Here is a 24964-nt window from a genome sequence, read left to right on the forward strand (position 1 = left end):
ACGGTCAGCGCTGCCGCGTGTCGCAGCAACGCCCACCATGCGGGTTCGTGTGGTTACGCCGCTTCGTTGACGCGCGCTTGAAGCGGGCTCAATGCCTGCTTCGAACTGCGTTGGGCGATCTGCAGCATCGCTGTGCGACGCTCCATCCAGTTGTGCATGGCGCCGGTGGCGAACGCCCGTTGCATCTCCGCGATGTCTTTGATCGACTTGGCGCGGAACAGCTTCTGCGAGGCTTCGACATTGGCGCGCGTGGCTTTCTCGAACCAGGTTGTCCAGGCAGAGGTGACGTCCGACAGGGCCTGCGTCGAGGTGGCAGACGTTGTGGCGACAACCTGCATGTCCTCGGCCATTCTCCGTGCGGAGTCGCTGTAGATCGTCATTGCCTCTTGAGTGTCGGAGGCCACATTTCGGGCGCGTTCAGTGACGACCTCCGTGACCTGGCGCGCCCGGTCCTGCACGGCGGTCGCGCCGCGTTCCATGACATCGGCCACCTTCTCGGTCGCCTCACGGGTAACGCGCTCCGCATCCTTCCGGGCCTTCGCGACCGCACGCTCGGCGGCAAGGGCCTTCTCGGCCTCTGCTTCCTGACGCTCCGCCTCGGCCCGCTCGTCGCGCTTGGCCTCTTTAGCCGCTGCACGCTTGTCCGCTTCGACCTGCGCGGCCTCTTCGGCGTCACGCTCGGCTTGCGCCCGCTCCTCGCGCTTTTCGTCGCGCTTTGCGGTCTCGGCGTCCTTGACGGCACCCTCGATGTTGGCGGCAACGCTGGTTGCCTCGTCATCGCTGAGTGCCTTGAGGACAGCGGGGAGAAGCTCCTTGCGCTCGTTACGAACGTGCTGCTGGAAGCCTTTGTTCAAATCGGCAATCGCAGCCAGAAACGCATCATTGTCCTTCGGCAGACCGGACAGCTTTTCAAGTGAGGAACGCAGGTCCTTGTTGCCCTTCAGGGCGCTGACGGCGAGGTCCTTGGTTTCGGGATGCTTGCGCAGCAGCGGCAGAAGGTACTGTTCCTCGATCTCAATATAGCGGACGAGTTCGTCGCTGAGTTCCGCATAAAGGCTTTCGCGGGATTTCACCGCCTGGTTCGAGGTCGCGGCAAGTTTCGCGATCAACGCGGCAGCTTTTTCAGGAGCAGCCTGGATCGTTTGACGAAGGATCATGGGAACATTGTCCTTGGGCGCCGCCTTGAACGCAAAGCCAGCCACCAAGTCCCTACCGAAGTGCAGAGAAATCACATGCTGGTTGCTCAAGGAAGCTCAAGCAGGATCATCCAAGGAAGGACTCTTCGAATGTCTCGCTGCAGTGCAACATAACCAGAGACCCTGACAATTATAAGGGGTTTCGAAGATTATTGTCCAAAACCAGCCGATGCTTCTTCTCGAAATTGCTGCATCGCAGCGAAAAACAGGCGATTGTGCCCGGGATTTCACACGCTTCTTCGGCAAGGCCCCCTTACGCTGGAGAGGAATACTTGAGGTCAGGGAATAACTGCTTAGCCACAAGCACCATGTTGACCGGTTTGTCGATAGCGAACGGCAGCGTCCCTTTCCTGGAGGTCAGACCAGGCCCGGTCTGTTCGGAAGAATTGCAAAGGGATGATTGGCTTCCCAATGAGCGGGATGGTTGCATACTTGCTGGGTATTGCCGCTTTGCTCTCGCTGCTCGTAAATATGATGGGCACGCCAACTGCCATGAGATCGTCCGCCACCGGGGAGACCATGTCGTCGCCAACCCGGATGTCGAGGATGCTGCCCTCCGGCTGAGGACCTGTCTGGAGGAGAGCGTGACCGCCCGCCAATGTGGAGACCGGGCCGACGACCACTCCCCTGCAGGCTTCGATTTTGGCGCAAATATCTGCGGCCAGGACGAACTCATCTTCGACCACCAGGATCCGCTTCCCGGCCAGGTCCGGCTTGTGCATACATCACCTTGGCAAATGGAGAACAGCGATCCCCCCGATCAACTGCTTTTTCCCGCCGATTGGATCACGAAGGTCCAAGGGGGGGTAATTTTGGCGATCGACAGGGCAAGAATGGTGGCCGCAACGGAAAGGTTTGGGGAACGGCGCGCATTTCCCGCTGTCACGCATCCGGCCTTTGCAGGGCAAGATCGAAGTAGCTATCCATCATGCGTGTCAGGGCTGCGCGTGGGTCGGCATAATCTCCCCACAGCCGCGCATGGTCCATGTCCTGCAGCACAACAATGCCCAGCGTCAGTGCCCGCATTGTCAGGAGCACTTCAGGGATATCGGTATCAGCCTTGATGAGGCCCACCTCCCGGGCGCGCTCCATCATCGACTGCGCGAGGTCGTAGATCGCAGACGAAAACCGACCCACCTGGTGGTGCGAGAGCACGGCAACGGCTGCAGGACTGACCAGCAAACGCCCGCCTACCGGATTGTCGAAAAACCACTCGACATAGGCGTGGGTCAGGGCGCGAAGCTGGCCGATGATATCATCGGATGGCACGGCGGATGCGCGACGGGCCAAATGGTCCGTCAGCAGCACCATCTGCTGCTCCACGACTGCCATGCTGAGTGCCTGATCATCAGCAAACCATCTTTGCGCCTGCTCCAGCGAGACGCCGGCCTCCTGCGCGGCGAGCGCCAATTCAGGCAGCGGCGAGATCTTGGCCATCTGCTCCGCCGCGTGTTGCAGCAAGAGATCATAAGGGCGCTTTCCAGATAATTCTTTCATTGCAGTCAACCCTCTTGCTCCAATGCCAGTTTTTCTGAGTGATGCCCTGGAGGGGCAACTCACTATCAGCTAACGCGAACAACAAGCCAGATTGATGAATTGATTTTTGCTAGAGGAAGGCTGCGGGTCAGACTGCTGTGAGGATTTCAGGATAAGGCGGCTACTTGCGCGGCATGACCCGCGCCTTCCAGCAAGGACCCGTGCGCTTATCGGCGGCATCATGGTCGCCATTGCGAAATCGCGCGGCGCAGCTGGATTCGTGCTGAACGGATCGGTCCGCGATACGGCCGAGATCGGCGCCGACAGCTTCCCGGTCTTTGCCCGCAGCGCAATCCATCGCGGTCCCTACAAGAATGGCCCGGGATTCATCAACGTCCCTGTGTCTCTACAAGGCATGGTTGTCTCGCCGGGCGACATCGTTGTGGGCGACGAAGACGGAATTGTTGCCTTCACGCAGGAAGAGGCGCCAGCTTTGCTGGAAGCGACGCTTGCCCAGGAACGCAAGGAAGCTGAGATCATGGGTCAAATCGCTGCAGGGACCTACAAGGGAGCCTACGCCAAGTAGCTATTCGCTACCAGCTAACCCGTTTTGGCACGGGGGCTGCGTATTCCACGGGATCTTGGGAACAGATCCTACTCGGGTCGTGGCCAGGTTTGACCGAAAGTCTGAAGCTACGGGTCCTCTCGTTGGGACGATTGAACCTGTAGTTCTCAGACGATGGCTGATGAACACAGTCTACGGCAATGGCGACGCTGCGCAAAACCGTCTCGTAAAAGCAAGCATCTAATCTGTTCGCAAGGGGATGGTCATCGCCGATACGGACTCCGAGGCGGTGGCTCCCCGGCGTGGTCTCAAAAAGGACAAAGAGCATCTGCGTGCCGGAGATACCTTATACCAATGGCCTTAACTATTGACCGCCTTTGGGTACTCTTGAGTAAGCAATTTTTCTGAGGCGTTTGGGATGGTTTGCGAAGGCGCCCTATGCGTCGCGGCATCGCTCGACGATGTATTCTCGGAGGTTTCGAAAACCGAAATGGCGAGGCGGTCAATGGTTAAGGCCGTTGGTATTAGTGGTCTGGCGGCTCCGTCGCGGCTGCCGCACTTGATGTGCGGTAATTGCTGACCGCGTACTCAAGGCGCGAGCGCAGTTGGATATTGAAGCGAGCCCCGAGACTTGCGGGCGCAGGCGCGCTGCCACGCCCTGCGGCAAGACTTCAACGACGAGGCTTGCTACCGACGGTTGTCGGACAGGGCAGCCAATGCGCGCTCCAGATCGGCTTCCACATAGGGCTTGATCACCGCGATGGCATTCTCTACTTCGCCTGCCGCTGCTGGATCGCCCGTGACCAGGACCACAGGCAGGTCCGGCCTTTGGCGTCGGCAAGCCGCCACGAGATCCCTGCCGTTCATGTCCGGCAGGCCCAGGTCGGTCATCAGTACGTCCAGATCGGGTGACAAGCCGGCTAAGGCCTGCGCCCCGGTCCCCACAGCGGCGACCGAATGGCCCAGCGACTCCAGCATGTCAGCCGTGCCAAGCCGGATCAGGTCGTCGTCCTCGACCAGCAGGATGTTAAGTGCTTTTGCGATAGAGGCGGCTCGCGAACCATCGCGGTGCCCGTTGGCCAAGGATGCGTGCCGCGCGGCGACTGCATTGGCTTGCTGCTGATTGGCCAGCACATGCCGGATCTTTCGGGCCAGCGTTTCGCGGGAATAAGGCTTCGGCAGCAGTTCGACCCCCGGATCCAGGCGTCCGGCATGGACAATGGAATTTTCCGTATATCCCGAGGTGAACAGCACTGCGACGTTGGGTAGTCGTTCTCTGGCCTTTCGCGCCAGTTCCGTGCTGCGCAGGGGTCCGGGCATCACCACGTCGGTGAACACCAGGTCGATGGGCGCGCCACTTTCCACCACTGTCAACGCGCTTGCCGCATCGCGTGCGCGCAAGGTCCGATAGCCAAGGTCGGTTAGAAGCGCCACGGTCGTGTCGCGCACCTCGTCGTCATCCTCGACCACCAGAACGGTTTCCGTTCCGCCCTGCACAGGCAGGCTGCGCAGGTCGGTCAGCACATCTTCGGAGGCCGTGTTCCGCGGCAGATAGATCTTGACTGTGGTTCCGTGCCCGACCTCGCTGTAGATCTTGATATGGCCGTTCACGCGCTCGCGCTGAAGTGCGAATTCCGCGTCGAGGCTGAGGGCCTCCGCCTCGATCACCGCCAGGCGCGCTTTCTGCGACTCTGCCTGGCGTGCAAACAGCGCGCGATGGCTTTCGCGTTCGGCAAGAAGGCTGTCCCGGCGGGCCTGCAAGGCGCGCAGAACCTCTTGACGCGTTTCTCCGTTGCCGCTGCGCTGTTCCCCCGACAGGACGGCCAGCACGTCACCTCGCGTGACCTGCTGTCCCTCCTTGACCAGGACCTGCGCCAGCACACCTTTTTGCGGCGCGACGACCTGCAGCAAACCCTGCTGCGGTGACAGCCAGCCTGACAGTCGAACCTTGCGGGTGTATTCGCCAAGGGCGATCAGTACTACGACACCAAGAACGATCAGCACGGCAAACATCGTCAGGACGCTGTGCGACAGCCGCGGGACCAGCAGGACCGAGCCCAGCCACCGGTCCTGCTGTTCGGCCAATGCCTCGGGACGGAACAAGGATGTGGCATGGTCGCGCATCAAAGGTCTTCAAGGTCGATTTCGGTCACCGTATAGCGAACTTCGATCATCTTGCGCTTGCGCCGTACCGGCAGGACGGTGCTCGTCTTGGGATCGAAGAAGTCCTTTAGCAAGGGCGGGCGGTTCGCCCGGAAATAGAACGCCGGATCATCGGCAACCGAGCCAGCCGCTACTGTCTCCAGCTCGTCGCGGCGGCTGACCGTCTGGACGATGATCGGGGCATGGGTAATCCCCGCCATCCGCATTGCTGTCGCCCGGTGATAGCCGTTGTGCAGCACGATCCGCTTGCCCCAGCGAATACCACTGAGAAAATTGGACCCATGTCCGACAACGATCCCGACGATCCCGGCAACCGGCCCGCAGCGGCGCAGGTCGGTGACCTGATCGGGACGCAGGATGGTTGTCTCATGATAGCGCAGATCGGTCGAATCGGACAGGAATGCATAGCGGTCGCGCCCCAGGCGGCGGCACTCGACCGGCGCATCCCGTCGCTCCAGCGGCTGGCAGAACCGAAACAGATCGGCGCCCTTCAATGCGCTGTCCAATCCCGATGCCAATCCCTGCACGAAGGGCAGTGTTACATGTCGTTGGCTCACGACGATCCGGTCCAGTTCGACCATCTCGATCGTCGTGGGGACGCGATCAAAGGTTTCGCGATAGAAATCCTTCTGTTGCAGATCTTCGGCCAGGGACCGCATCGTCTTGGGCAGCTTGCGGCAGCGAATGCGATCGGCCAGACCGGCCTCGTTCTGCTCCAGTTCGCCCAGATGGTCGTTCGCGCCGCGCCATTCGGCGATGATGTCGTCGCGACGACGCGGGTCGCCCACTGTGTCTTGCGTGACGACATCCAGATAGTCGTTCAAGGGCGGTTGACCCAACAGCCACAGTTCGTCGCGGGTCGGGGCCGCGTGACTGGCAAGCTGGAGAGGATCGACAAATTCGAAAGGCATGGTCTTCCCCAGGAAAAGCTCCCCGGGATCATCAAGACCCCGGGAAGATTATGGCATATCAGCTGCGGCTGTTGCTGCGGCCCTTGCTGCGCGATGCGCCGCTGTTGCTGCCATTGCGGCGCTTTGCCTTGGTTTTCTTCTTCTTGCGGCCTTTGCCGCCAGCACCATAGACTTGTTCCAGTTCAAGTTCGTTCAGGTCACGCATTGGTCTTCTCCTTTGGTTGTTGAAGGCATGCTCGCCTTGCTGTTCCATGGAGGGCACCAACCGTACACACGCCAAGCGCTGACCCGAAAAGAGGGCGATTTCTTCGCAAATTTTAATGTGGCTCTTCGCAAGCGTTAATCTGTTGGCAAATCCGCTGCTCAGGAAAAACTCCTGACATACACCCTGCACCGAATAGTCGATGACGACTTAACCTAATGGCACTTAGCGACCTTGAAGCGGCACCAGGAATTTGTTACATGTAACGAAACAGGAGGCTGCTATGCCAACATCTATTTCGCAGCGTGTTCAGAAACGCCGCGATGCCCTGCGAGCCGCCGGCCTTCGTCCAGTTCAGATCTGGGTGCCTGATACGCGCCGCCCCGGCTTTGAGGCCGAGTGCCGACGCCAGGCGGCCCTTGTCGCTCAGTCGGACCGTTCTGATGCCGCCTTGAATGACTTCATGGATGCTGCCCTTGATGATGTGGATGACTGGGAGTGAAGCGAGGGGACTTGGTAACGGTTGCTCTTCAAGGCGATCACGGCAAACCTCGACCGGCTCTGGTGATCCAGTCCGATCGGTTTCCTGATACAGCCACCACCACTGTTCTCTTGATTACCTCTACACTGGTCGAGGCTCCCTTGATCAGACTGACAGTTGAGCCGGCGGCAGAGAACGGCCTGCGGGCGACGTCTCAGATCATGATCGACAAGGCCATGACTGTACGGACAGACAAGCTCGGGACGACGTTTGGTCAGCTTGATGACACAGCCATGCTTGAGGTCACTCGAGCGCTCGCCTTGTTTTTGGGTGTTGCGGGATAAGAAATTCATTCCAGCGACACGACAAGCCTCAAACGTAACTGGTATACCGTGAATGCACACAAGACCAATTTCGTAGAGTTTTAGTCAGAAATTGTTGACGCCCCGGCAAAGGCGACTAAAGAGTGGGGCAGTGCCAGGTGCTCTACTCATTTCCATAGGTTTCTCATGCCCGATCTGCCCCGTTCATTCCTCCTTGTCAGTGTCAGCGCATTCGCATTGGCCTGCCCGGCCTTGGCGCAGAATGCTGGCACTGCGACAACCACCACCGCGTCCGACGACTCTGTCTTCGTTCTAGGCGACATCACCCTGACAGCCGATGAGGTAGCGGGCTATGTTGCCAGCGGCGCGCAGACAACGAAATCGTCCACTCCGATCGCAGAAGCGCAGCAGTCTGTGTCTGTTGTCACCGAGGATCAAATCGCGGAACAGGGCGCGCAGAACCTTGGACAGGCTCTTGGCTACACCGCAGGTGTCCTGGCCGAACCCTTCGGCATCGATCCTCGCTTCGATGCGCCTTACATCCGGGGCTTCAAGGCAGAGAACGCGCAGTATGTGAACGGTCTCCGGCAAGGTCGTTATTTTGGCGCGGTGGGGCAGGAAATCTATGGTCTCCAGCAGATCGAAGTTCTACGCGGCCCGTCGTCTTCCCTTTATGGTGCCGGCTCGCCCCTGGGCGTCATCAACATGGTCCAGAAACGTGCGCGGTCCTTCGACTTTGGAGAGGCCGGCATCGGCTATGACAGCAACAACAGCCCCAGCCTGTTCTTCGACGTAAACCGCGCGCCGTCCGAAGATCTGTCCTTCCGCGTTACTGGCATCGGCCGCGACGAAAGCACCCAGATCGAGGATCTGACGAACAAGGGCGGATATCTGGCAGGCGCGGTCCGCTGGACGCCCAGCGACGAGACGACCATCGATTTTCTGGCGAACTATACCAAGGATGCACCGATCTCGCCGACAGGCGTGCCCTTCGCACTGACCCAGACCGGCGACGGCGAGTACTTGCGCGACCTTTATACCGGGCAGAAGGATTGGGACGACAGCGATCGCAGGATGTACAGCGTCGGCGTCGAGATCAGCCACGCGCTCGACAATGGTTGGACGCTGAGCCAGGGCTTCCGTTACGAAAGCCTGGATTGGGATTACCGTGGCACTTATGCAAGTTCGGTGATCGGGCCGGACACGATTAGCCGCGGTTCGAGCGATCAGAGCGAGAACAGCGACACGATCAGCCTCGACACCCGGCTGTCTGGCGACGTCACGACAGGACAGGCCGTCCACAAGCTGCTGTTCGGCGCTGACATCCGTCAATACGATGCCTTCGAAAGCAGCCAGTTTGGTTCTGCCAGCGATCTCGATTTGCGGAATCCAAACTACTATGCCGGCGGGCAAACCTTTGCAGGTGAACCCAATGCCGGCGACTCGACCCTGCGCCAGGTCGGCGTTTATGCCCAGGACGAAGTCGAGTACGGCAACTGGCGTGGCTCGCTGGGTCTGCGGTATGACTGGATCGAACAGACTGGTGAACGCTACGGAAACCCCTCCGAATACAAGGACAACGAACTGACTGGCCGCGTCGGCCTCGGTTATGTCATGGCCAATGGTGCTGCGCCCTATGTCAGCTATTCAACCTCGTTCGATCCTCAGGTCGGGCAGAACATCGACGGCGATGCGCTTCTTCCCACCGAAGGCAAGCAGTGGGAAGTCGGCGTCAAGTACAGCCCGACCGGCTTCGACGGCCTGATCACGGTTGCCCTTTACGATCTTCGCCAGACCAACGTGAACCGCAGTGTCCCGTTGCCCGACGGCGAAGGAAGCGGAATTCGCCAGATCGGCGAGGTTAGGTCAACGGGCATCGAGATCGAAGCGACCGCCGAGATTGCAGACGGTTGGAAGCTGCGCGGCGGCTATGCCTATAACAAGACCGAACAGAAGGCGCCGTCGGGAGATCCCTTGGACGGCAACGAGCTTCAGGATGCGCCCAACCACCTTGCAAGCCTGTGGCTGGATCGTGACTTCGGCAATGGCATGCGTGTCGGGGGCGGCATTCGTTATATTGGCGAACGCTATATCGACGCCGCCAACAGCGCCGAACTGGACAGCGTGACGCTTGTCGATCTTGGCGCCGGATATACCCGCGATAATGTCGAAATGTCCCTGAACATTACCAACCTGACCGACGAGGTTTATGTCGGTGCCTGCGGCTTCTCCTATTGTTCGTATGGCGAAGGCCGGACTGTTGCTGCAAAGGTGGCCTACAAGTGGTGACCGGCGGGGGCATCAAGCCCTCGCGTCGTGCGATCCTTGCCGCCGCCGGGACCATCCTGGCGGCGGGCTTGCCTTTGGCGGCCCGACCCGCGCCACGCCTTGCCGCCATTGATTGGGCAATGCTGGAAACGGCAATAGCCGTCGGTCATATGCCGGTCGCTGCCGCCGAACTGGTGCGCTTTCGGGCCGATGTGGCCGAACCCCGGGTTCCCGATGTCGTCACCGATCTTGGCCTGCGCGGCGCGCCGAACTTCGAGCTGTTGCAGCTGACCCGGCCGGACCTGATCCTTTCTTCACCCTATTACACCCACTATGAGGATCGGCTGCGCCAGATCGCCCCGGTTCTGTCCCTTCCCTTCTTCATTCCAGGCGAGCCCCCGCTGCCCAAGGCCATGGCAGCGCTGACCGCCGTGGCAGACGCCATCGCGGACCCTGCCGCCGGCACCCGTGCCGTAGCGAGGACCGAAAGAGAACTGGACGCCTTGGCGCTGAGACTTGAACCCTTCCGTGACCGACCCGTGGCCCTGGTCAATATCGGCGACGCACGCCATCTGCGGGCTTTCGGCTTTGACAGCCTGTTCGGCAGCACGCTGGACCGCCTGGGGCTGCGGAACGTCTGGACTGGAAACACCGCCTTCAGCTTCCTCGCCCCTGTCCCGATCGAGCGGCTGGCCGACATGCCGGATGCCCGGCTGGTCGTCGTGGGTGTCCTGCCCGCCTCTGCCAAACGGGCATTGTCGCGCAGCATCCTTTGGCGCTTCCTTCCAGCCGTGGCACAAGGGCGGACTTATCTCTTGGCCGACACCAATGCCTTCGGCGGTGTTCCGGCCGCCCTTCGCTTTGCACATTTGCTGGTTCAGGCCTTCGAGGCCGGACCCCATCCCATCGCATGACGGCCCGGCTGCTGCCCTTTGCGCTGCTGACCGCGCTGCTGTGGCTGTGGTCAGCGTTTGGCCTGCTGCCCTTGGACCGATGGCCGGCATGGCCGCTGGATCCGGACCACATGGACATATCCCAGATCCTCCTGGCCTTTGGCCTGATGCCGCGCGGCGTCGTGGCATTGGTTGCAGGGGCCATCCTGGGCCTCTCTGGCGCGATCCTGCAGGTGGTGTTGCGCAACCCCGTGGCGGACCCGACTACCCTGGGGATTTCGGCGGGCGCCCAACTGGCATTGGTCATGGCCACCATGCTGGCACCCGGCCTGTTGGAGGAGGGTCGCTGGCCGGTGGCGCTGACAGGGGCGGGACTGGCTGCCGGACTGGTGCTGGCGATCGGCGCGAGGCGCGGTTTCGCGCCGGTCACGATGGTGATTGCCGGGATGCTGGTCGGCATGACGGCAAGCGCAGTTGCCACGGCGATGACGCTGGCCCAAGGGCAGTACCTGCTTTCGCTGGTGATCTGGAACGGCGGAGCCCTGGTGCAGCAGGACTGGTCCGCAGTCCGTGTCCTGTCCGAGGTGCTGGTCTTTGGCGCCATTGCCGCCGCCCTGCTGGCGCGTCCCCTGCGCGTTCTGTCACTGGGTAATGAAGGCGCGGCAGGCCTGGGCCTGAACGTAATGCTCGTCCGGCTGCTGGCGGTCGGCGTTGCGGCGATCCTTGCAGCCGCTGTGTCCGCTGAATTGGGGCTGATTGCTTTCGTGGGCCTTGCCGCCCCTGCCCTGGCCCGGACCTTGGGAGGCGTTTCGATCCCTCGCCTGCTGAGCTTGTCCCCACTCATCGGCGCGTTGATCCTGTCCCTTTGTGACGGGGTGGTCCTGCTAGTGGCGGGACAACTGGGAGAAATGTTTCCGACCGGCGCATTGACCGGGCTGATCGGCGGGCCGCTGCTGATCTGGCTCTTGCCCCGTCTTCGCGGATCGACCCCACCGGGAACTGAACGCGCCGAAGGACCAAGCCCCCGCCGCAACCAACCTGCCCCCTTGCTGGTCGGGCTCGCCCTCGCCTTGGTCATTGCCGCGCTTGTGCTGGTCTGGATCGGGCGTGTTCCGGGGGGCTGGGCGGTGTTGGATGCCGAAAGCTTCGCAGCCTTTCTGCCCATGCGCCTGCCCCGCCTGATCGCGGCAGCCTCGGCCGGGGCGGCCTTGGCAATTGCGGGGGCGATCCTGCAGCGGCTGACTGCCAACCCGCTCGCCTCGCCCGAGGTGCTGGGCGTATCCGGCGGCGCGGCCATGGGCTATGCAGGTGTGGTCTATCTGGTCGCGACCCCGACGGCCGTGGCCCTCACCCTGGGGACGATGGCAGGCGGCGCCTTGGCCCTCGTGTTGATCGCAGCCTTTGTCAGCCGCCGCGACATGCCCCCAGAGCGAGTGCTGCTGGCCGGGATTGCTGTTTCGGCCTTGGCGTCGGCGCTGCTGTCGGCAGTTATGGCCGTTGGGGACATTCGGTCGTTCCAGATCCTGGGGTGGTTGTCGGGATCGTCCTCGGCGGTGACGATGCAGGGGGCCACGGTCCTGGCCGGACTGGCTACAGTTCTGTGGATCGCTGCCCTGGTCGCACGCCGCTGGCTGGCGGTTCTGCCGCTGGGGACTGGCCTGGCCGCCGGGCTGGGCCTACCCTTACGGCTGGCAAGGATGCAGTTGATCGGGCTTGCGGGGGTGGCCACAGGCGCTGCGATCGTGCTGGTCGGGCCGCTGTCCTTCGTGGGGCTGATGGCGCCTCATTTCGCGCGTCGCTTAGGCTTGGCTCGGCCTGGCGATCATCTCACCGGCGCGGCGCTGATTGGCGCCGGGCTGATGTTAACCGCAGATTTCGGAGCACGCATAGCGGGCTTTCCCTATGAACTGCCGCTGGGCCTGTTCGCGTCACTGATTGGCGCGCCTTGGCTGATCTGGCTGATGATGAGACCGGCCCGATGAGCCTCTTTTCCCTTCGCGACCTGAGCGTCGATGTCCCCGGCCGCCGCCTTCTGCACGGGCTGACGTTAAATCTGCCTGCGGGCGAGGTGACCGCGCTGATCGGTCACAATGGATCGGGTAAGTCGACCCTGCTCAAGGTTCTTGCCCGGCAGATCATGCCGAGCAGCGGAAACGTCGTCTTCGAAAAGCGTCCCCTATCGGGCTGGCGCGCCCGCGACTTTGCTCGTCGGCTAACCTTCCTGCCTCAGCACCCTCCAGCCGCCGAAGGGATGATCGTGCGCGAACTGGTGGCGCTTGGCCGGTATCCCTGGCATGGCGCACTTGGTCGGTTCGGCCCCCATGACCACGCAACTGTCACCCGTGCCATGGCCGAATGCGGGGTTTCCGACCTTGCCGAGCGGTTGGTTGACACCCTGTCAGGCGGTGAACGTCAGCGGGCCTGGCTGGCCATGATGGTCGCTCAGGAAGCGGGCACCCTTCTCCTGGACGAGCCGATCAGCGCGCTTGATATTGCGCACCAGGTCGAGGTTCTGGGTCTCGTCCGCCGCATGTGCCATCAGACCGGCCGCAGCGCCGTGATCGTTCTCCACGAGGTCAACATGGCGGCCCGCTTCTGCGATCATGTGGTCGCTTTGAAGGAGGGGCGGCTGGTTCTTCAGGGAGGCCCGGTCGACCTGATGCAGCCATTGCCGCTGGAACAGATTTATGGCTTGCCGATGCACGTTCTGGATGGTCCTGGCGGCAACCCCGTCGCCATCCCCGCCTGAACGAAGAAACCAGGCTGCACACGTCATAATCTTGTGGCCAAGCGCCACGGCGTTGTTGTGGGGAAGGTGGCTGGGAGTGTGACCCTCACCCTTTTACCGGCGATGTCATGTGTCGCTGCAATAGTTTCAGCATCATGCAGCAGGCTCGTCGGACAGCCCACTTGTCATTCTGTCCCACCAGCAAGGCCCCGATCAGGCGAGCGGTGGCATCACCAAAGGGAAAGACGCCGAGCAAATCGGTTCAGCGCTTGATCTCTGGTCTGCGACGATGCGCCCCGAACCGCTGCCCAATGACTTATATGTCGAAGCGCGTGGCATCCGCATGTCCGACTTGCCACATGAACGGCTTCGTCATGCCACACCTCGTTGATAGGCCATCAGCAGGATCACCTGCCGTGCGGTCTCGTTCAGCTTGCACTCGGTCTCTGCCACCGGACTGCTGGTGTTGATGATCCGGTCATAGGCGCAGCGAGCGTCCCGGAAAGCGATCCAATCTCGTTCCATCTTGACCAAGGCGTCCACATGCTCAGCGCCGCGTTCATCCTCGGTCGCCTTCAGCCGATCATAGGTCTCGGTTAGCCGTGTTTCCCAGACCTGCCATTCAGCATCAAGACAGTTCAGCTGCCGGTCCACCACATCAACATCGCCATGTTCCGCCTCAGCATAGGCGAGGCAGCTTTCCTGTCCCACCCCCGCACAATCCAGTCGCCCCCCGTCCGTTGAGGCGTCAGCCAGGCATTGGTCGATCAGTGCAGGATCGAGACCCGAACTGTCGCCCGCCAAGGCGGGCGGCACCAGCCACAGGGCGACTGGTAAAGCAAGCGCGATGCGCAGCGGGGCAGAAAGGGGCATGATCAGTCTCCCTTCACGAGAGTGGTATGAACCCAACGGTTTGCGGCGCCTTCAGGGTCCCCAAGGGACGCCCTTGCTTCTGCGCCCACACTCTCAGCCGTGATCTGGAATGTGAGCCGTTCCGTTCGGAACCGGCCGTTGGTCCATAAAGCCGCAAACGTCTGGTGCAGAGGCTCCACATAGCATTGCCAAACAGATCACGCCTGTTCCTACTGGAAAGGTCTAAGAGTGCTATCAGAAAACGCTGCCTGGGAACTCCTTGCGGCTTGGCGGCGCCAGGGTGATGCTCTTTGTGGTGGGCCTTGCGCGGTGTTCCTCACGCCGCCCCCAATCGTTATTGCGACTGGAACTCGCGGGTTTGATGCCAATCTTTGTCGGCGCCGCCGTCCGGACTCCCCTCTTGCTGCCACAGGACGTAGGCACGCCCCTTGAGATGCTGCTCGAGGGCACGATGCCAGAACTCTTCAGCGCGTCCGTCTGGCCGCCCTTCCTGTTCCCACAGGGCATAGGCCTGCTCGCGCACCACCTGTTCCAAACCAAGTTTTGTCTCCGATGTGGTGCTGATCTCGTCGCTGGAGGGCTGCAGTCGACCTCCCCGGCTTTGGTGCATCCGCGCGCTCAAGCCTGGGAGTTCGGCGTCGGAAACGAGTTGACCATGGGCAGCAGCCTGCAAGGCTTTGGCTTGGTACTCGACGTCGCCGGCGCCTTCGCCGGTCTCACCAATGGTGATGGGATAGGTGTGAAGGACCCGTCCACTGCTGTCGATGATATCCACAAGTCGTTCTTCCATAGTGATCTCCTAGGATTGCCAAGGTCGTTCTGGCTACGGCGTCTCCTGGACGCCAATGGTGACTCTCACATCTGAACTCAGCAGTGCGGGAAGGCATCATCGTGGCGCTCACGACAGAACCGGCCGACAGTTCTGGTCGACACCTCCAATCGCGCGAGCGCCTTTCGCTCAGCCCTTCCTGACCTGTGCCGTCCGCCGCTGTGGCGGGGCCACTTCCTCGATTGCAGACACGACCGCGTCGGTTGCGGTCCGATGGATCATGTGGCCCGCAGTTCAAGGTGCGATAACAAGGCCATGCAACTGCCGCCTACGTCTCTTCAGACCTCAACTTCGCCCGAGGGCGTCATAATCCCTGTTGATCCTGGCGTAAGCCAATGATCGCACAAGGCCTAGATTGATTGCAGAGGGCCGCACCTCGAACCATCCGATAGCCCTTCTGAATACTTTTGCAAAAAATCCGCCGTGTTTGATGGAAGTTGCCAAGGCGTTCACTGCAGTGAGGTTGGCGCGTTCGTTCGGCATTCTTGTGGGAAAAGTATTCATTTCAAGGTCCTTGATAGAAAATGGCAGGTCACGGCATGCGGCTGCATGGTTTACTGCTCGGGAAAGTGGTTCTTTTTCCGAGGTAACCCGCTTCCTCGGCTACCTTTCGCAAAGCCTCGGCATCTTCAAAATCGTGCTCCCGATGATCGCCGGGGTACTCTCCGATGGGTTGGCGATTGGAGCGTTTGGAACTGGCAGGAAGTCGTAGGGCCATAATGAGGCCTCCATAGGTCACGAGCAGAATGGTCTGCCGCAACCTTTCCAACATGGGCTCCAGAAGATCACTTTACATCGGCCAGGCCGGACCTAACTCGCAATGCCATGGGAAGGCAGGAAAGAAGGACGGCCCTACCCAGCAGGGATTCGGCAATTTGCTACCCGGCGCGCTCATCAGCATGCTCCCTGCGGCAGAGCAGCAATTTCTAGAGCTTGAATATCCTTCTTCGACGGTAAAAAAGGCGATCTGAAGCAAGCCAATGATATTCTTGGGACAAGCGCCCCGGTTTCGCCGCAGTGCAGCATTAAACAGCCAAATATCACCCCGACGGGGTCTATATTCTTCGCTATCCTCTTATAACTGCCATGTTCTCGGGTTATGTTGCACTGCAGCAAGACATTCGGCGAATCCTTCTCGGATGATCCTGCCTGAGCTTCCTTGAGCAACCAGCATGCGACGTCTCCGCACTTCGGTGGGGCCTTTGTCGCTGGCTTCGGGTTCACGGAAGCGTGCACGGAAGATATTTCCATGACCCTTCGTCAAACGATCCAGGCTGCTCCTGAAAAAGCCGCCGCGCTGATCACGAAACTTGCGGCGACCTCGAACCAGGCGGTGAAATCCCGGGAAAGCCTTTATGCGGAGCTGAGCGACGAACTTTCCCGCTATGTTGAGATTGAGGAACAGCACCTTCTGCCGCTGCTGCGCAAGCATCCCGAAACCAAGGACCTTGCCGTCAGCGCCTTGAAGGGCAACAAGGACCTGCGTGCTTCGCTCGAGAAGCTGTCTGGTCTGCCGAAGGACAATGATGCGTTCCTCGCGGCGCTTGCCGATCTGAACAAGGGCTTCCAGCAGCATGTTCGCAACGAGCGCAAGGAGCTTCTCCCCGCCATCCTCAAGGTGCTCAATGATGATGAGGCAGCCACTGTAGCATCCGAGATCGAAGGTGCCGTCAAAGAGGCCGAAACCGCCAAGCGCGACGAAAAGCGCGAGGAGCGGCGAAAACAGGCAGAGCAAGCCGAACGCGAAGCTGAAGAGGCGAAACAGGCTGCCGCAGCTGAGCGTGCGGTCGTGAAGGCTCAGAAGGAGGCAGAACGCGTCACGCGCGAAGCAACCGAGAAGGTGGCCGATGTGATGGAACGCGGCGCTGCCGCCGTGCAGGACCGGGCTCGCCAGGTCACCGAGGCCCTGACCGGGCGCGCCCAGCAGGTCGCCTCTGACACCCAAGAGGCGATGACGATCTACAGCGACTCGGCACGGAAAGTCGCCGAGGACATGCAGGTTGTCACTACAACATCCGCCGCCTCGGTACAGGCCCTGTCGGAGGTTTCCTCCGCCTGGACAACCTGGTTCGAGAAGGCCACGCGTGCCAATACTGAGGCCTCGCAGAAGCTGTTCCGCGCCAAGTCGATGAAAGACATCGCGGAGATGCAGCGGGAGTTTGCCACCGGCGCCATGCACAACTGGATGGAGCGTCGCACGGCGATGCTGCAGATCGCGCAGCGCAGCTCGAAGCAGGCGTTGAGCCCGCTTCAGGCGCGCGTCAGCGAAACGGCGTAACTGCACGAACCCGCATGGTGGCGTTGCTGCGACACGTGGCAGCGCTGCCTGCGCGAGGACATCGGGGCGCAGGCGGCCCATGCCGCCGTGCTGTCCCATCGTTTGGTTAAGCAAGGATGAATACGTTGATAAGTGCCGGAACAAACGCTTGGACCGAACTGGCAAAGGCCAGCTCCAACATGATGAAGACCAATATGCGCGTGAATGAGATGATGGTCGCCTCTGGCAGCGTCATCGGGGCACGCATGACGATCATGGGCAAGGCGGCCTGCAGTCCCGCTCAAAGCGATTATGCAGAGATCGGCGGCATGGTGCAGGAAAAAGTGGTGGCCATCGGAAAGGTCAATCAGGCCCTTGTCGAGCAATGGTCGGTGATGCTGGCAGACGCCGCGGAGCAGGCGCGGCACCTCAGCCACCTGATGTTTGGTGGGAAACCAATGGGCATAGGAGACCTGTCAGGGCTTGCAGAACGCTGGTTGGCGCATGGCACCCGCATGATCACCCGCACCATGGACACGGGTGGACTGGCCCTGGCGCCTGTCCATGAGCAGGCCACAGCCAATGCAAGACGCCTGAGCTAGCAGGGTTCACGACCAAGATGCTGCCCACGCCCGAAATGGCCTGAGGCAGCTTGTATAACGAGTGACGCCTCGCCCTGGGTGGCGGGGCTTTTCCAACAGTTCCTCGGTTCCGCTTGATCTCACTCCATCGGAAACTGTCGGGAGCGTTGCCGTAACAGTTGAGACGAAACACTCTGCCCAGCACCAGCCGGGTATCGCCGAACACGGCGGGGTCTGGAGCTTCATCAGCACAATTGCCTGGAGTTTCCCCTACCGCCTATCATGACACCATCCGCTGGTGCGAGGAGAAGCCAGATGACTTTCGTGGTATTTCATCTGAATGAACCGGGACGACCGCCCAGCAGGGTTGCCGTTGCTGTCGAGCACATCATTTCTATCAGGGAAGTGGCAGACGATGCAGGCACGGAAATCAAGCTGAGCGATGGCACTCTGGTGAACGTGACCGAACCATACGGCACCATCATGGAAGATCTCGCTCGGATCGGGCTTTCTTCTGGGGCGGACCTACAGCATCCGTGATAAGGTGAGCTGCTCGGGCTATTCGTATGGACTGCCATCTATCCCATCGGGTGTGATACGGCCCTTTGCCTGGACAGCCCTCCGATCTCATCCGCTATTTGCAAGGAGGCCCTCATGCTTGTCCGCTTCGGCTTCGAGATCGTCATAAGCACGCCCGGGCCGCTTCCGTTGATCTTGGCACTCTCGCCCCACCCTTCCGTCCCTGGCCGCATCCTTGGCGCCAACAAGATCCTGACAGAGCCGTCCGTGTCGGTTGAAGAATTCCACGACCCTTTCGGCAACCGGCGGGCACGGCTGGTAGCGCCTCGGGGAATATCACGCCTCTGGTCCGACGACGTCATCGAGATCGACGGAGAGCCGGGCGTCTTCGACTGGAACGCCCGACAGCATGAGGTGGCGCACCTGCCCCCCGAGACGCTGCCTTTTCTGACGGCCAGCCGGTATTGCGAAGCCGACATGCTGTCGCAACAAGCTTGGGATCTGTTTGGCGGCACAAAGCCTGGCTGGGCGCGCGTTCAGGCGATCTGCAACTTCGTCCACAACCATCTGACCTTCGGCTACAAGTTCGGACGACCCACGAAAACTGCCACCCACGCCATGGCCGAGGCGACAGGCGTATGTCGGGATTTTGCGCACCTTGCCATTGCGCTCTGCCGCGCCATGAACATTCCGGCGCGCTATGCGAGCGGCTATTTGGGAGATATCGGCGTTCCGCCGTCAGGTCCTGGCGATTTTTGCGCCTGGTTCGAGGTTTATCTGGAGGACCGCTGGTATACCTTTGATGCCCGCTACAACACGCCCCGGATCGGGCGCATTCTGATGGTCCGGGGGCGCGATGCGGCGGACGGCGCCATGATCACGTCCTTTGGGACTTACCACCTGGACATGTTCCGCGTGTGGACGGATGAACTTCCCGCAGGCATGACGCAGGCCGATGTCCTGAAAGAGCTGGAGCACCTGCCGGAAGCCCCTGCCCTGACGCTGGCCATGGCCATGGCCGGGTCGTCGTGACAACGACAGGATGGGAAGAGATCAAGTCTCTCCCATGATTTTTATCTGAGCAAGTCTGGGCCACCAGCAAGCCGGATTGCCGGCGCTATTGATCACCTCATCTGCGGAGGAAGGCAGACGAGGCCAGCAACGAGGTCAAGCTGACGCGCAATAACGAGCTTACGCAATAGTTCTGGGGACGGCCATGCAATCTGCCCGCTGACCCCCCATATCTTCAAGGTCGCAGCAGACTATTCTGCCTGTGACATATGGAGGACCCCCCATGGGGACCCGAGGCTTCGCCGACAATCCGAACAAGCCGCCCCGCGATCCTTTGCCGGATTGCGGTCACTCCGAACGCCTGGGTGTCTCGGAGAAGAGAAGCCCCTCGTCTGAGCAAGGTTGCAATCAGGTGAAGGCTTGAACGGGTCAGACGGCGTCAGACTTTGTCTTTATCCTTCGCCCAAATGCTACCGCGGAAGGGACGCCGCTATCTGCTACCGGTAAAACCTCACTTGCCTTCCCGCTTATCGCTTCGATGAGCCGTTTTCATGATCAGGCTTTGTCTTCCGCGACCCCAGCGGTGTTCCATGCAAGGAAAATCAGATGTCCACGCGCTCGTCGACCTCCATCGTTGAATTCAAGCATCCTTTCGTTGTGCCTGGCTCACCAGAGCAATTCCCTCCCGGTCGCTATGAGGTGCTGGTTGAGGAAGAGTTGCTCGAGGGTCTCAGCTTCGCCGCTTACAGGGAAACAGGGGCCTATCTGATGATATACGGCAGGGGGCAAAACTCGGGACCCACGGAAATGCGACTGATTTCGTCGTCCTACCTCACTATGGCATTGAAGCGCGATGCCCTCCTGGACGCCCCGGCCACAGGCGTCGGCTTGGCGTCCCCCTCTGAAACGGTCAGTCCAGATGAAGGTAACTTGCCTGTTCAGGATGTGCAGGCACTGGAGCTGGAGGCGAAGAAAGGCACGACCGTTGGCAACAGGATCAAGCGATGGATCGGGACTGTGACATCGCCACAGCCGCGGTGACTCTTCTTCAGGAACTCTCGACTGCCGCGTAATTCAGACGAATGGCATTTGGCTGCTGCTCCACAAGGTCAACACCCAAGACGCGATGAGCCCTTCTGACGGGAGGCCTGCGATAAAGGTCTGCGTGCCCCAGCCACCAAAAGGCGCGTACATCCGGAGCCGCTGGCCGCGCCGGGGGCGCCCTCGCAGCCAGGTCAGGTTTATCTTCACGGAGGTTTCGCTGCGCGGACCTGCGGTTCGTCAATGAACACGAGCTGTTCAGGCTGCCGCCGCATGAAAGAAGTGCCCCGTTCCAGCCAGTCACGCCGGGTCTGTTTTACACGGGCGCGGTGCTGAAAGGATCAATCACAAACAGACCGACTGGAAATCCCCGACTCAGGTTTTCGCAGAAGTGCTTTAAAGCCAGCCGCGCCGCTTGAAATAGAAATATGGCAGGACTGCAGACAAGATCATCAGCCCGATCGCAAAGGGGTAGCCGAAGGTCCATTGGAGTTCCGGCATGAACGCGAAGTTCATGCCATAGATCGACGCGACCAATGTGGGCGGCAGAAAGACAACCGCTGCCACAGAGAAGATCTTGATGATCCCGTTCTGCTCGATGTTGATCAGGCCCAGCGTGGCATCGAGCAGAAAGGTGATCTTCTGCGCCATGTAGCCCGAGTGGTCGGTCAGCGATCGCACGTCCGATGCGAGCGCCTTCAGTTGATCGCGGACCGCCTTGTCACCTTGGGTGAGCTTCGGTCCAAGGAAGGCCAGAACACGCTCCAAGGTCGCAAGGCTGTCGCGGATGTTCGAGGTGAAGTCTCCCTTGCGCCCGATCTCTTCCAGCGTCGTCTTGTAGTTGGCGTCCTTTCGCGCGGCCGTCCCCTTCTGGCCGAACACGCTGCGCGAGATCGCGTCGATTTCCCGCCCGGCCCGTTCGAGGATGTCGGCCAGACGGTCCACGACTGTCTCCAGAAGACCCAACAGGATCGTCTCGCCACTGGTCAGGCCGAGCGCGGTTTTTTCGGCGCGCTGCGGGAAGGTCGTGAAGGCGCTCGGCTCGATGTAGCGGATCGTCACCAGCCGGTGATCACAAAGAATGAACGTCACCGGCTGAATGACCGCGTCATCACCATCGGTTTGCGACGGGAGCAGCGCCGTCATGAAGTGCCCGCCGTCCTCGGAATATAGCCGTGAGGAGATCTCGATTTCCTCCATGTCCTCGCGGGTGGGGAGTTCGAGAGCCAGGCGATGCTCCAGGCCTGTTCTCTCTTCCGAGCCGGGGTTGACGAGATCCCACCAGACTACGGACGCGGCATCCGCCGCGACGGGCTTCAGCCGATCTGCGGCCAGTTCAAATGCACGGATCATGGCGCCCCCCTGAGAACATCAGGCTGTGCGAGTAGCCCTCGGACGTGGCTTCGTAAAGCCACCCGGTCAGCGGATGCAGGATGAAACAACAGATATGACCGGTCGCAAGGCGCGCGAAAAACGACGACCCCCCGCAAAATGCTCCGGTTTTGTGGCTGACACGTGATCGGCGCCTACCGCGGGCTGATCTTCCTCTGCAGGATGGGATCCGATTGCCGCTCCTGGTCGGTATCTCTCAGTTCCCCGGAGGTCTCATTGCCAACAAGCGCCCCTAGTTAGAGCGCTTGGCGACCAGGTCTGCTTGGGATCCGGATCAGGGAGGACGTCCTGCGGCCTCTCAGCCCTGGCGTGCTTTCCGAGCAGCGTATCTCTGGTCCCGCATCGCCTTGCGCATGGCCTCATCGTCAAGAACACGGGCAATGCGTTTGTCGTGGGCATCCTCTCGGGCGTCAGCTTCTGCCGTGGCTGCCTTGGCAATGGCGGCCTCACGGTCCCGGGCTTCTCTTTCAAGACAAGCCTGCTCCTCAAGCTTTGTCTGCTCGCGCGCAGCCTGGCGCGCTTCCCGCGCTTCGGCAATCTGAATGCGCTCCTGCTGTCGGGCCTCGCGCAGCGGTTCGGCGGCTTCCTTCGCGGCCCGATAAGCCTGAAGAAGGGCGGCTTTTGCGTCTGTGGACGTGCTGCGGCGCTCAGACAGTTCGGTCTTCTTGATGTTTCTCATATCTCTGCTCCAGGTCGTTCAGGGATCAAAACCGGTCGGGTCTTTTCTTGTTCCGGCTGGACAGACGGTCATCGCCTTTCTCCTGCTGCTGCGCGGGGCAGAGTTGATCCTTGCCCGCCGCCACACCCGCCGCCTGGTGGCCCGGGGGGCGGTCGAACACGGCGCCGCGCATTATCCGCTGATCGTGGTGCTGCCGGTCCTGGGGCACGCGACCTGGCACCTGTACCGCCGGGCTGTGACCTTCCCCGACCCCGCTGCCGGATGATCGCGTGTCGTGTGACATGGCGGACGCGTCCTGCGGCCTGCTGCAGACAAGGACGGCAAATCAACTTTGCCAGTTCGCGACAATTCTACTCTGCGCCTACATTCTCCCGGAGCAACAACGGGTGTTATGGAGCGGATAGGGGAAAGCGACGTTCTGACGCTGAGGCCTGCGGCATTCTCGATGGGAGAGCTGGCGCGTTGACCAAAACTGACGAGGCTATATGGCTGGTTGGGGATACGGTTCGGAAGAACGCGAGTTTACTTCCCCAGACTGGTTCTTCAGCATGCTCTTTATTCCCAGGGCGGCCACTTTTGCAAAGGCACAGACGTGTGATTGCAGGCTGAGCTTGGTGGCAAGAAGCAGGGATGCCGAAGGAATGTCTTGTTGGCTGGGCCAGGACAGCGTTGGATGGCTGTCTGATCCCGCTGGGTGATGCTCGATATTCCGGTTATCTTCAAACCGCAGAAAACTGCCAACTATGCCTGACCGGAAATGCTCGCCAGATGTGCCTGTATGTCTTACATTCCTCGGCTTCCCGAACGCTCCAGCCGGGCAAGGTCGCGCAGGCGGGACTGTGATATTTCTCCCTCCGCTACAGTCCTGCCGACCACGAGGCTTGGCGTACCGATAAAGGAAAAAAGTCGCGCAAGCGCGCGAGCGCGTTCTAGCGAGGCAGTGACGGCAGGTGCCTGCATGTCCTGCACCATCCGGGACCAGGACAGGCCCACATCTCCCGCGATGCGACGCAAGAACTGCGGCGTCACCTGCCCTGCAGTTCGCAACAGCCTGCCGTGTAGCTTGTCAGTATCGCCCTGCATCTCTGCCGCCAGCGAGGCTCGGGCGGCCAATAGGGAGGCTTCACCGAAGATCGGCCAATGCTGACGCGTCACGACGATTTCCGAAGCAGCGGCAAGCTCCGTCAGATGCGCTGAGAGCACGCGGCAATAAGGGCAGTAGTAGTCGAAGAAGTATGCCACGGGGGTGGTATTGCTGCCGACATCCATGGCTTTGAACAAGTATCTCTCAGGAGCAGCTTTGACCTGCTGCATCAGACGCGCTGGCAGAGGCTCGACAGGCGTAAGTCCTGCCATGAAGTCGAAGCTTCCGCTCCCTGGCGAACTTGTTCTGGCGGTGGATGATAGGGTGCGAAAGCCCGGAACCTGCTGCAGCGGGCTGAACTCAATTCCATCAAGTTGGGCAGCTATCTGTGGGACAAGACGAAACGCTCCGACCCAGACAGCCAGTCCGCCGGCGAGGAAAAGAAATTGTCGACGGTTTGCCATGGGACCTCTTGTTACTCATGTGTTCGCTGGTTCAAACCAACGAGTCTTTTGCCAGTCTCAAGCCTTCCGCGAGCGCCCGCTTTTGTCGGCCGTCGCACCGCACGTCGCATGTTGATATGCAATGCCATCCCAGACCATTGCAGTCTTACAATGGTCGATCTCAGGGAAATATTCTGATGGGGGTACCCGGCTGAAGCATCGCATAGATGTCAGGCACTCGAGGCTTGGGACACGGCCGAGCGGGACTGGCTGGCGGGGGGCAGCGAGCAATGAACAATTCCATGGGCGTAACCGGCAAGACCATCCTGGTGACGGGCGCCTCCAGCGGTCTGGGCGCGCATTTCGCGCAGCTGTTGGCCCGGGACGGCGCGCATGTGATCCTGGCCGCTCGCAGCCGCGACAAGACCGCAGCTCAGGTTGACGCCATCCGCAGCGCCGGCGGCCTGGCCCAGGCGGTCGAGATGGACGTGTCCGACCCGGCTTCGGTCGCGCAGGCCTTCTCGCAGGTCGAGGGCCAGATCAACGGGTTGGTCAACAACGCAGGTGTCACTGCCACCGGCCCGGCTATCGATACAGACCCGGGCGAATTCGGCGCGATCCTGGATACCAACGTGAAGGGCGTCTTTCACGTGGCCCAGGCCGCGGGTCGCAGGATGCGCGCCGACGGTGGCGGATCAGTCGTCAACGTGGCATCGATCCTGGGTTTCCGAGTTGCGGGCAACGTTGCCGCCTATACCGCGTCGAAGGCCGCGGTGGTGCAACTGACCCAGGCCCTGGCACTGGAATGGGCCCGTTTTGGCATTCGTGTGAACGCACTCTGCCCCGGCTATATCGAGACGCCGCTGAACCGCGACTTCTTCGCCACCGAGGCGGGGCAGGCATTGATCCGGCGGATCCCGCAGCGCAGGCTAGGGCAGCTTTCGGACCTCGATGCGCCGTTGCGGCTGCTTCTTTCGGACGGTGCCGCCTACATGACAGGCTCGTCAATCGTGGTCGATGGCGGCCATCTCTGCTCCAGCCTTTAAGGG

The 24964-nt window shown here is 60.9% G+C and carries 27 protein-coding genes; 16 read left to right on the top strand and 11 right to left on the bottom strand.

All coding sequences use genetic code 11. The annotated features are described in order from the left end of the window. Window positions 1–53: 53 nt before the first annotated feature. From Q5701_RS14070 to Q5701_RS14080, 3 genes are all read right to left on the bottom strand, one after another. A complete protein-coding gene (locus tag Q5701_RS14070) occupies window positions 54–1247 on the bottom strand; it encodes a phasin family protein (RefSeq protein WP_306751603.1) in 1194 nt (397 codons plus the stop codon). 242 nt (window positions 1248–1489) lie between these two features. Further along, window positions 1490–1918, bottom strand: coding sequence for a response regulator (locus Q5701_RS14075; RefSeq protein WP_306751605.1), 429 nt, complete (start codon window positions 1916–1918; stop codon window positions 1490–1492). 160 nt (window positions 1919–2078) lie between these two features. Further along, the gene (locus Q5701_RS14080) at window positions 2079–2693 is read right to left on the bottom strand and encodes a hypothetical protein (protein WP_306751606.1); all 615 of its coding nucleotides are present in this window, start codon (window positions 2691–2693) and stop codon (window positions 2079–2081) included. A 106-nt stretch (window positions 2694–2799) separates the two neighbouring features. On the opposite strand from Q5701_RS14080, the gene Q5701_RS14085 reads away from it, so the two are divergent. After that, window positions 2800–3258 (top strand): RraA family protein, encoded by a 459-nt coding sequence (locus Q5701_RS14085; protein ID WP_306751607.1) that lies wholly within the window; start codon window positions 2800–2802, stop codon window positions 3256–3258. A gap of 666 nt (window positions 3259–3924) precedes the next feature. Here the strand turns inward: Q5701_RS14085 and Q5701_RS14090 are convergent. The 3 genes from Q5701_RS14090 to Q5701_RS14100 are packed head-to-tail and all read right to left on the bottom strand — an operon-like array spanning window position 3925 to window position 6516. Then, complete coding sequence (locus Q5701_RS14090) at window positions 3925–5361, bottom strand: response regulator (RefSeq protein WP_306751608.1); 1437 nt, start codon at window positions 5359–5361, stop codon at window positions 3925–3927. Then, window positions 5361–6311, bottom strand: coding sequence for a hypothetical protein (locus tag Q5701_RS14095; protein ID WP_306751609.1), 951 nt, complete (start codon window positions 6309–6311; stop codon window positions 5361–5363). Before Q5701_RS14095 ends, Q5701_RS14090 begins: the two co-directional genes overlap by 1 nt. A 58-nt stretch (window positions 6312–6369) precedes the next feature. Next, the gene (locus tag Q5701_RS14100) at window positions 6370–6516 is read right to left on the bottom strand and encodes a hypothetical protein (protein WP_306751611.1); all 147 of its coding nucleotides are present in this window, start codon (window positions 6514–6516) and stop codon (window positions 6370–6372) included. Between the two features lie 280 nt (window positions 6517–6796). Here Q5701_RS14100 and Q5701_RS14105 point away from each other — a divergent pair, with 280 nt between their 5' ends. The 6 genes from Q5701_RS14105 (at window position 6797) to Q5701_RS14130 (ending at window position 13227) form a co-directional block, all read left to right on the top strand. Then, on the top strand, window positions 6797–7015 hold the full coding sequence (locus Q5701_RS14105) for an antitoxin MazE family protein (protein WP_306755418.1): 219 nt from the start codon (window positions 6797–6799) through the stop codon (window positions 7013–7015). After that, on the top strand, window positions 7012–7338 hold the full coding sequence (locus Q5701_RS14110; protein ID WP_306751612.1) for a type II toxin-antitoxin system PemK/MazF family toxin: 327 nt from the start codon (window positions 7012–7014) through the stop codon (window positions 7336–7338). Before Q5701_RS14105 ends, Q5701_RS14110 begins: the two co-directional genes overlap by 4 nt. Before the next feature lie 165 nt (window positions 7339–7503). Next, entirely contained in the window at window positions 7504–9606 is a 2103-nt protein-coding gene (locus Q5701_RS14115; RefSeq protein ID WP_306751613.1) for a TonB-dependent siderophore receptor, read from the top strand. Further along, a complete protein-coding gene (locus Q5701_RS14120; protein WP_306755419.1) occupies window positions 9603–10499 on the top strand; it encodes an iron-siderophore ABC transporter substrate-binding protein in 897 nt (298 codons plus the stop codon). The genes Q5701_RS14115 and Q5701_RS14120 overlap by 4 nt, the downstream gene beginning before the upstream one ends. Continuing rightward, on the top strand, window positions 10496–12460 hold the full coding sequence (gene fhuB, locus Q5701_RS14125; RefSeq protein WP_306751614.1) for a Fe(3+)-hydroxamate ABC transporter permease FhuB: 1965 nt from the start codon (window positions 10496–10498) through the stop codon (window positions 12458–12460). The genes Q5701_RS14120 and fhuB overlap by 4 nt, the downstream gene beginning before the upstream one ends. Further along, entirely contained in the window at window positions 12457–13227 is a 771-nt protein-coding gene (locus Q5701_RS14130; RefSeq protein WP_306751615.1) for an ATP-binding cassette domain-containing protein, read from the top strand. The genes fhuB and Q5701_RS14130 overlap by 4 nt, the downstream gene beginning before the upstream one ends. A gap of 351 nt (window positions 13228–13578) precedes the next feature. On the opposite strand, the gene Q5701_RS14135 is transcribed toward Q5701_RS14130, so the two are convergent. Both Q5701_RS14135 and Q5701_RS14140 read right to left on the bottom strand, forming a co-directional pair. Beyond that, window positions 13579–14079 (bottom strand): lysozyme inhibitor LprI family protein, encoded by a 501-nt coding sequence (locus Q5701_RS14135; protein ID WP_306751616.1) that lies wholly within the window; start codon window positions 14077–14079, stop codon window positions 13579–13581. A gap of 334 nt (window positions 14080–14413) precedes the next feature. After that, window positions 14414–14854, bottom strand: a complete 441-nt coding sequence (locus Q5701_RS14140) for a DUF2934 domain-containing protein (protein WP_306751617.1) — start codon at window positions 14852–14854, stop codon at window positions 14414–14416. 484 nt (window positions 14855–15338) lie between these two features. On the opposite strand from Q5701_RS14140, the gene Q5701_RS14145 reads away from it, so the two are divergent. The 7 genes from Q5701_RS14145 (at window position 15339) to Q5701_RS14175 (ending at window position 20317) form a co-directional block, all read left to right on the top strand. Continuing rightward, complete coding sequence (locus Q5701_RS14145; RefSeq protein WP_306751618.1) at window positions 15339–15620, top strand: hypothetical protein; 282 nt, start codon at window positions 15339–15341, stop codon at window positions 15618–15620. Between the two features lie 34 nt (window positions 15621–15654). Beyond that, complete coding sequence (locus tag Q5701_RS14150; protein WP_306751619.1) at window positions 15655–15879, top strand: hypothetical protein; 225 nt, start codon at window positions 15655–15657, stop codon at window positions 15877–15879. Window positions 15880–16157: 278 nt separating this feature from the next. Next, window positions 16158–17186 (top strand): hemerythrin domain-containing protein, encoded by a 1029-nt coding sequence (locus Q5701_RS14155; protein ID WP_306751620.1) that lies wholly within the window; start codon window positions 16158–16160, stop codon window positions 17184–17186. 179 nt (window positions 17187–17365) lie between these two features. Further along, entirely contained in the window at window positions 17366–17767 is a 402-nt protein-coding gene (locus Q5701_RS14160; RefSeq protein WP_306751621.1) for a hypothetical protein, read from the top strand. Between the two features lie 294 nt (window positions 17768–18061). Beyond that, on the top strand, window positions 18062–18286 hold the full coding sequence (locus Q5701_RS14165; RefSeq protein WP_306751622.1) for a hypothetical protein: 225 nt from the start codon (window positions 18062–18064) through the stop codon (window positions 18284–18286). 114 nt (window positions 18287–18400) lie between these two features. Continuing rightward, the gene (locus tag Q5701_RS14170; RefSeq protein WP_306751623.1) at window positions 18401–19297 is read left to right on the top strand and encodes a transglutaminase-like domain-containing protein; all 897 of its coding nucleotides are present in this window, start codon (window positions 18401–18403) and stop codon (window positions 19295–19297) included. A gap of 585 nt (window positions 19298–19882) precedes the next feature. Continuing rightward, window positions 19883–20317 carry a hypothetical protein gene (locus Q5701_RS14175; protein ID WP_306751624.1) on the top strand — a complete coding sequence of 145 codons (435 nt, stop codon included), beginning with the start codon at window positions 19883–19885 and terminating at the stop codon, window positions 20315–20317. 396 nt (window positions 20318–20713) lie between these two features. On the opposite strand, the gene corA is transcribed toward Q5701_RS14175, so the two are convergent. Both corA and Q5701_RS14185 read right to left on the bottom strand, forming a co-directional pair. Next, window positions 20714–21670: a magnesium/cobalt transporter CorA gene (gene corA, locus Q5701_RS14180; protein WP_306751625.1), complete on the bottom strand. Its 957-nt coding sequence runs from the start codon at window positions 21668–21670 to the stop codon at window positions 20714–20716. Window positions 21671–22007: 337 nt separating this feature from the next. After that, entirely contained in the window at window positions 22008–22388 is a 381-nt protein-coding gene (locus tag Q5701_RS14185; RefSeq protein ID WP_306751626.1) for a DUF6481 family protein, read from the bottom strand. Between Q5701_RS14185 and Q5701_RS14190 the strand changes: the two genes are divergently transcribed. Next, on the top strand, window positions 22378–22653 hold the full coding sequence (locus tag Q5701_RS14190) for a hypothetical protein (protein WP_306751627.1): 276 nt from the start codon (window positions 22378–22380) through the stop codon (window positions 22651–22653). The two genes, Q5701_RS14185 and Q5701_RS14190, sit on opposite strands and share 11 nt — an antisense overlap. Window positions 22654–23171: 518 nt before the next feature. Here Q5701_RS14190 and Q5701_RS14195 read toward each other — a convergent pair. Further along, window positions 23172–23936, bottom strand: coding sequence for a DsbA family protein (locus tag Q5701_RS14195; RefSeq protein ID WP_306751628.1), 765 nt, complete (start codon window positions 23934–23936; stop codon window positions 23172–23174). A gap of 269 nt (window positions 23937–24205) precedes the next feature. Between Q5701_RS14195 and Q5701_RS14200 the strand changes: the two genes are divergently transcribed. Then, complete coding sequence (locus tag Q5701_RS14200; protein WP_306751629.1) at window positions 24206–24961, top strand: SDR family NAD(P)-dependent oxidoreductase; 756 nt, start codon at window positions 24206–24208, stop codon at window positions 24959–24961. The last annotated feature ends 3 nt before the right edge of the window (window positions 24962–24964 follow it).

The organism is Paracoccus actinidiae (genome assembly GCF_030863885.1).
Classification (GTDB): Bacteria; Pseudomonadota; Alphaproteobacteria; order Rhodobacterales; family Rhodobacteraceae; genus Paracoccus; species Paracoccus everestensis.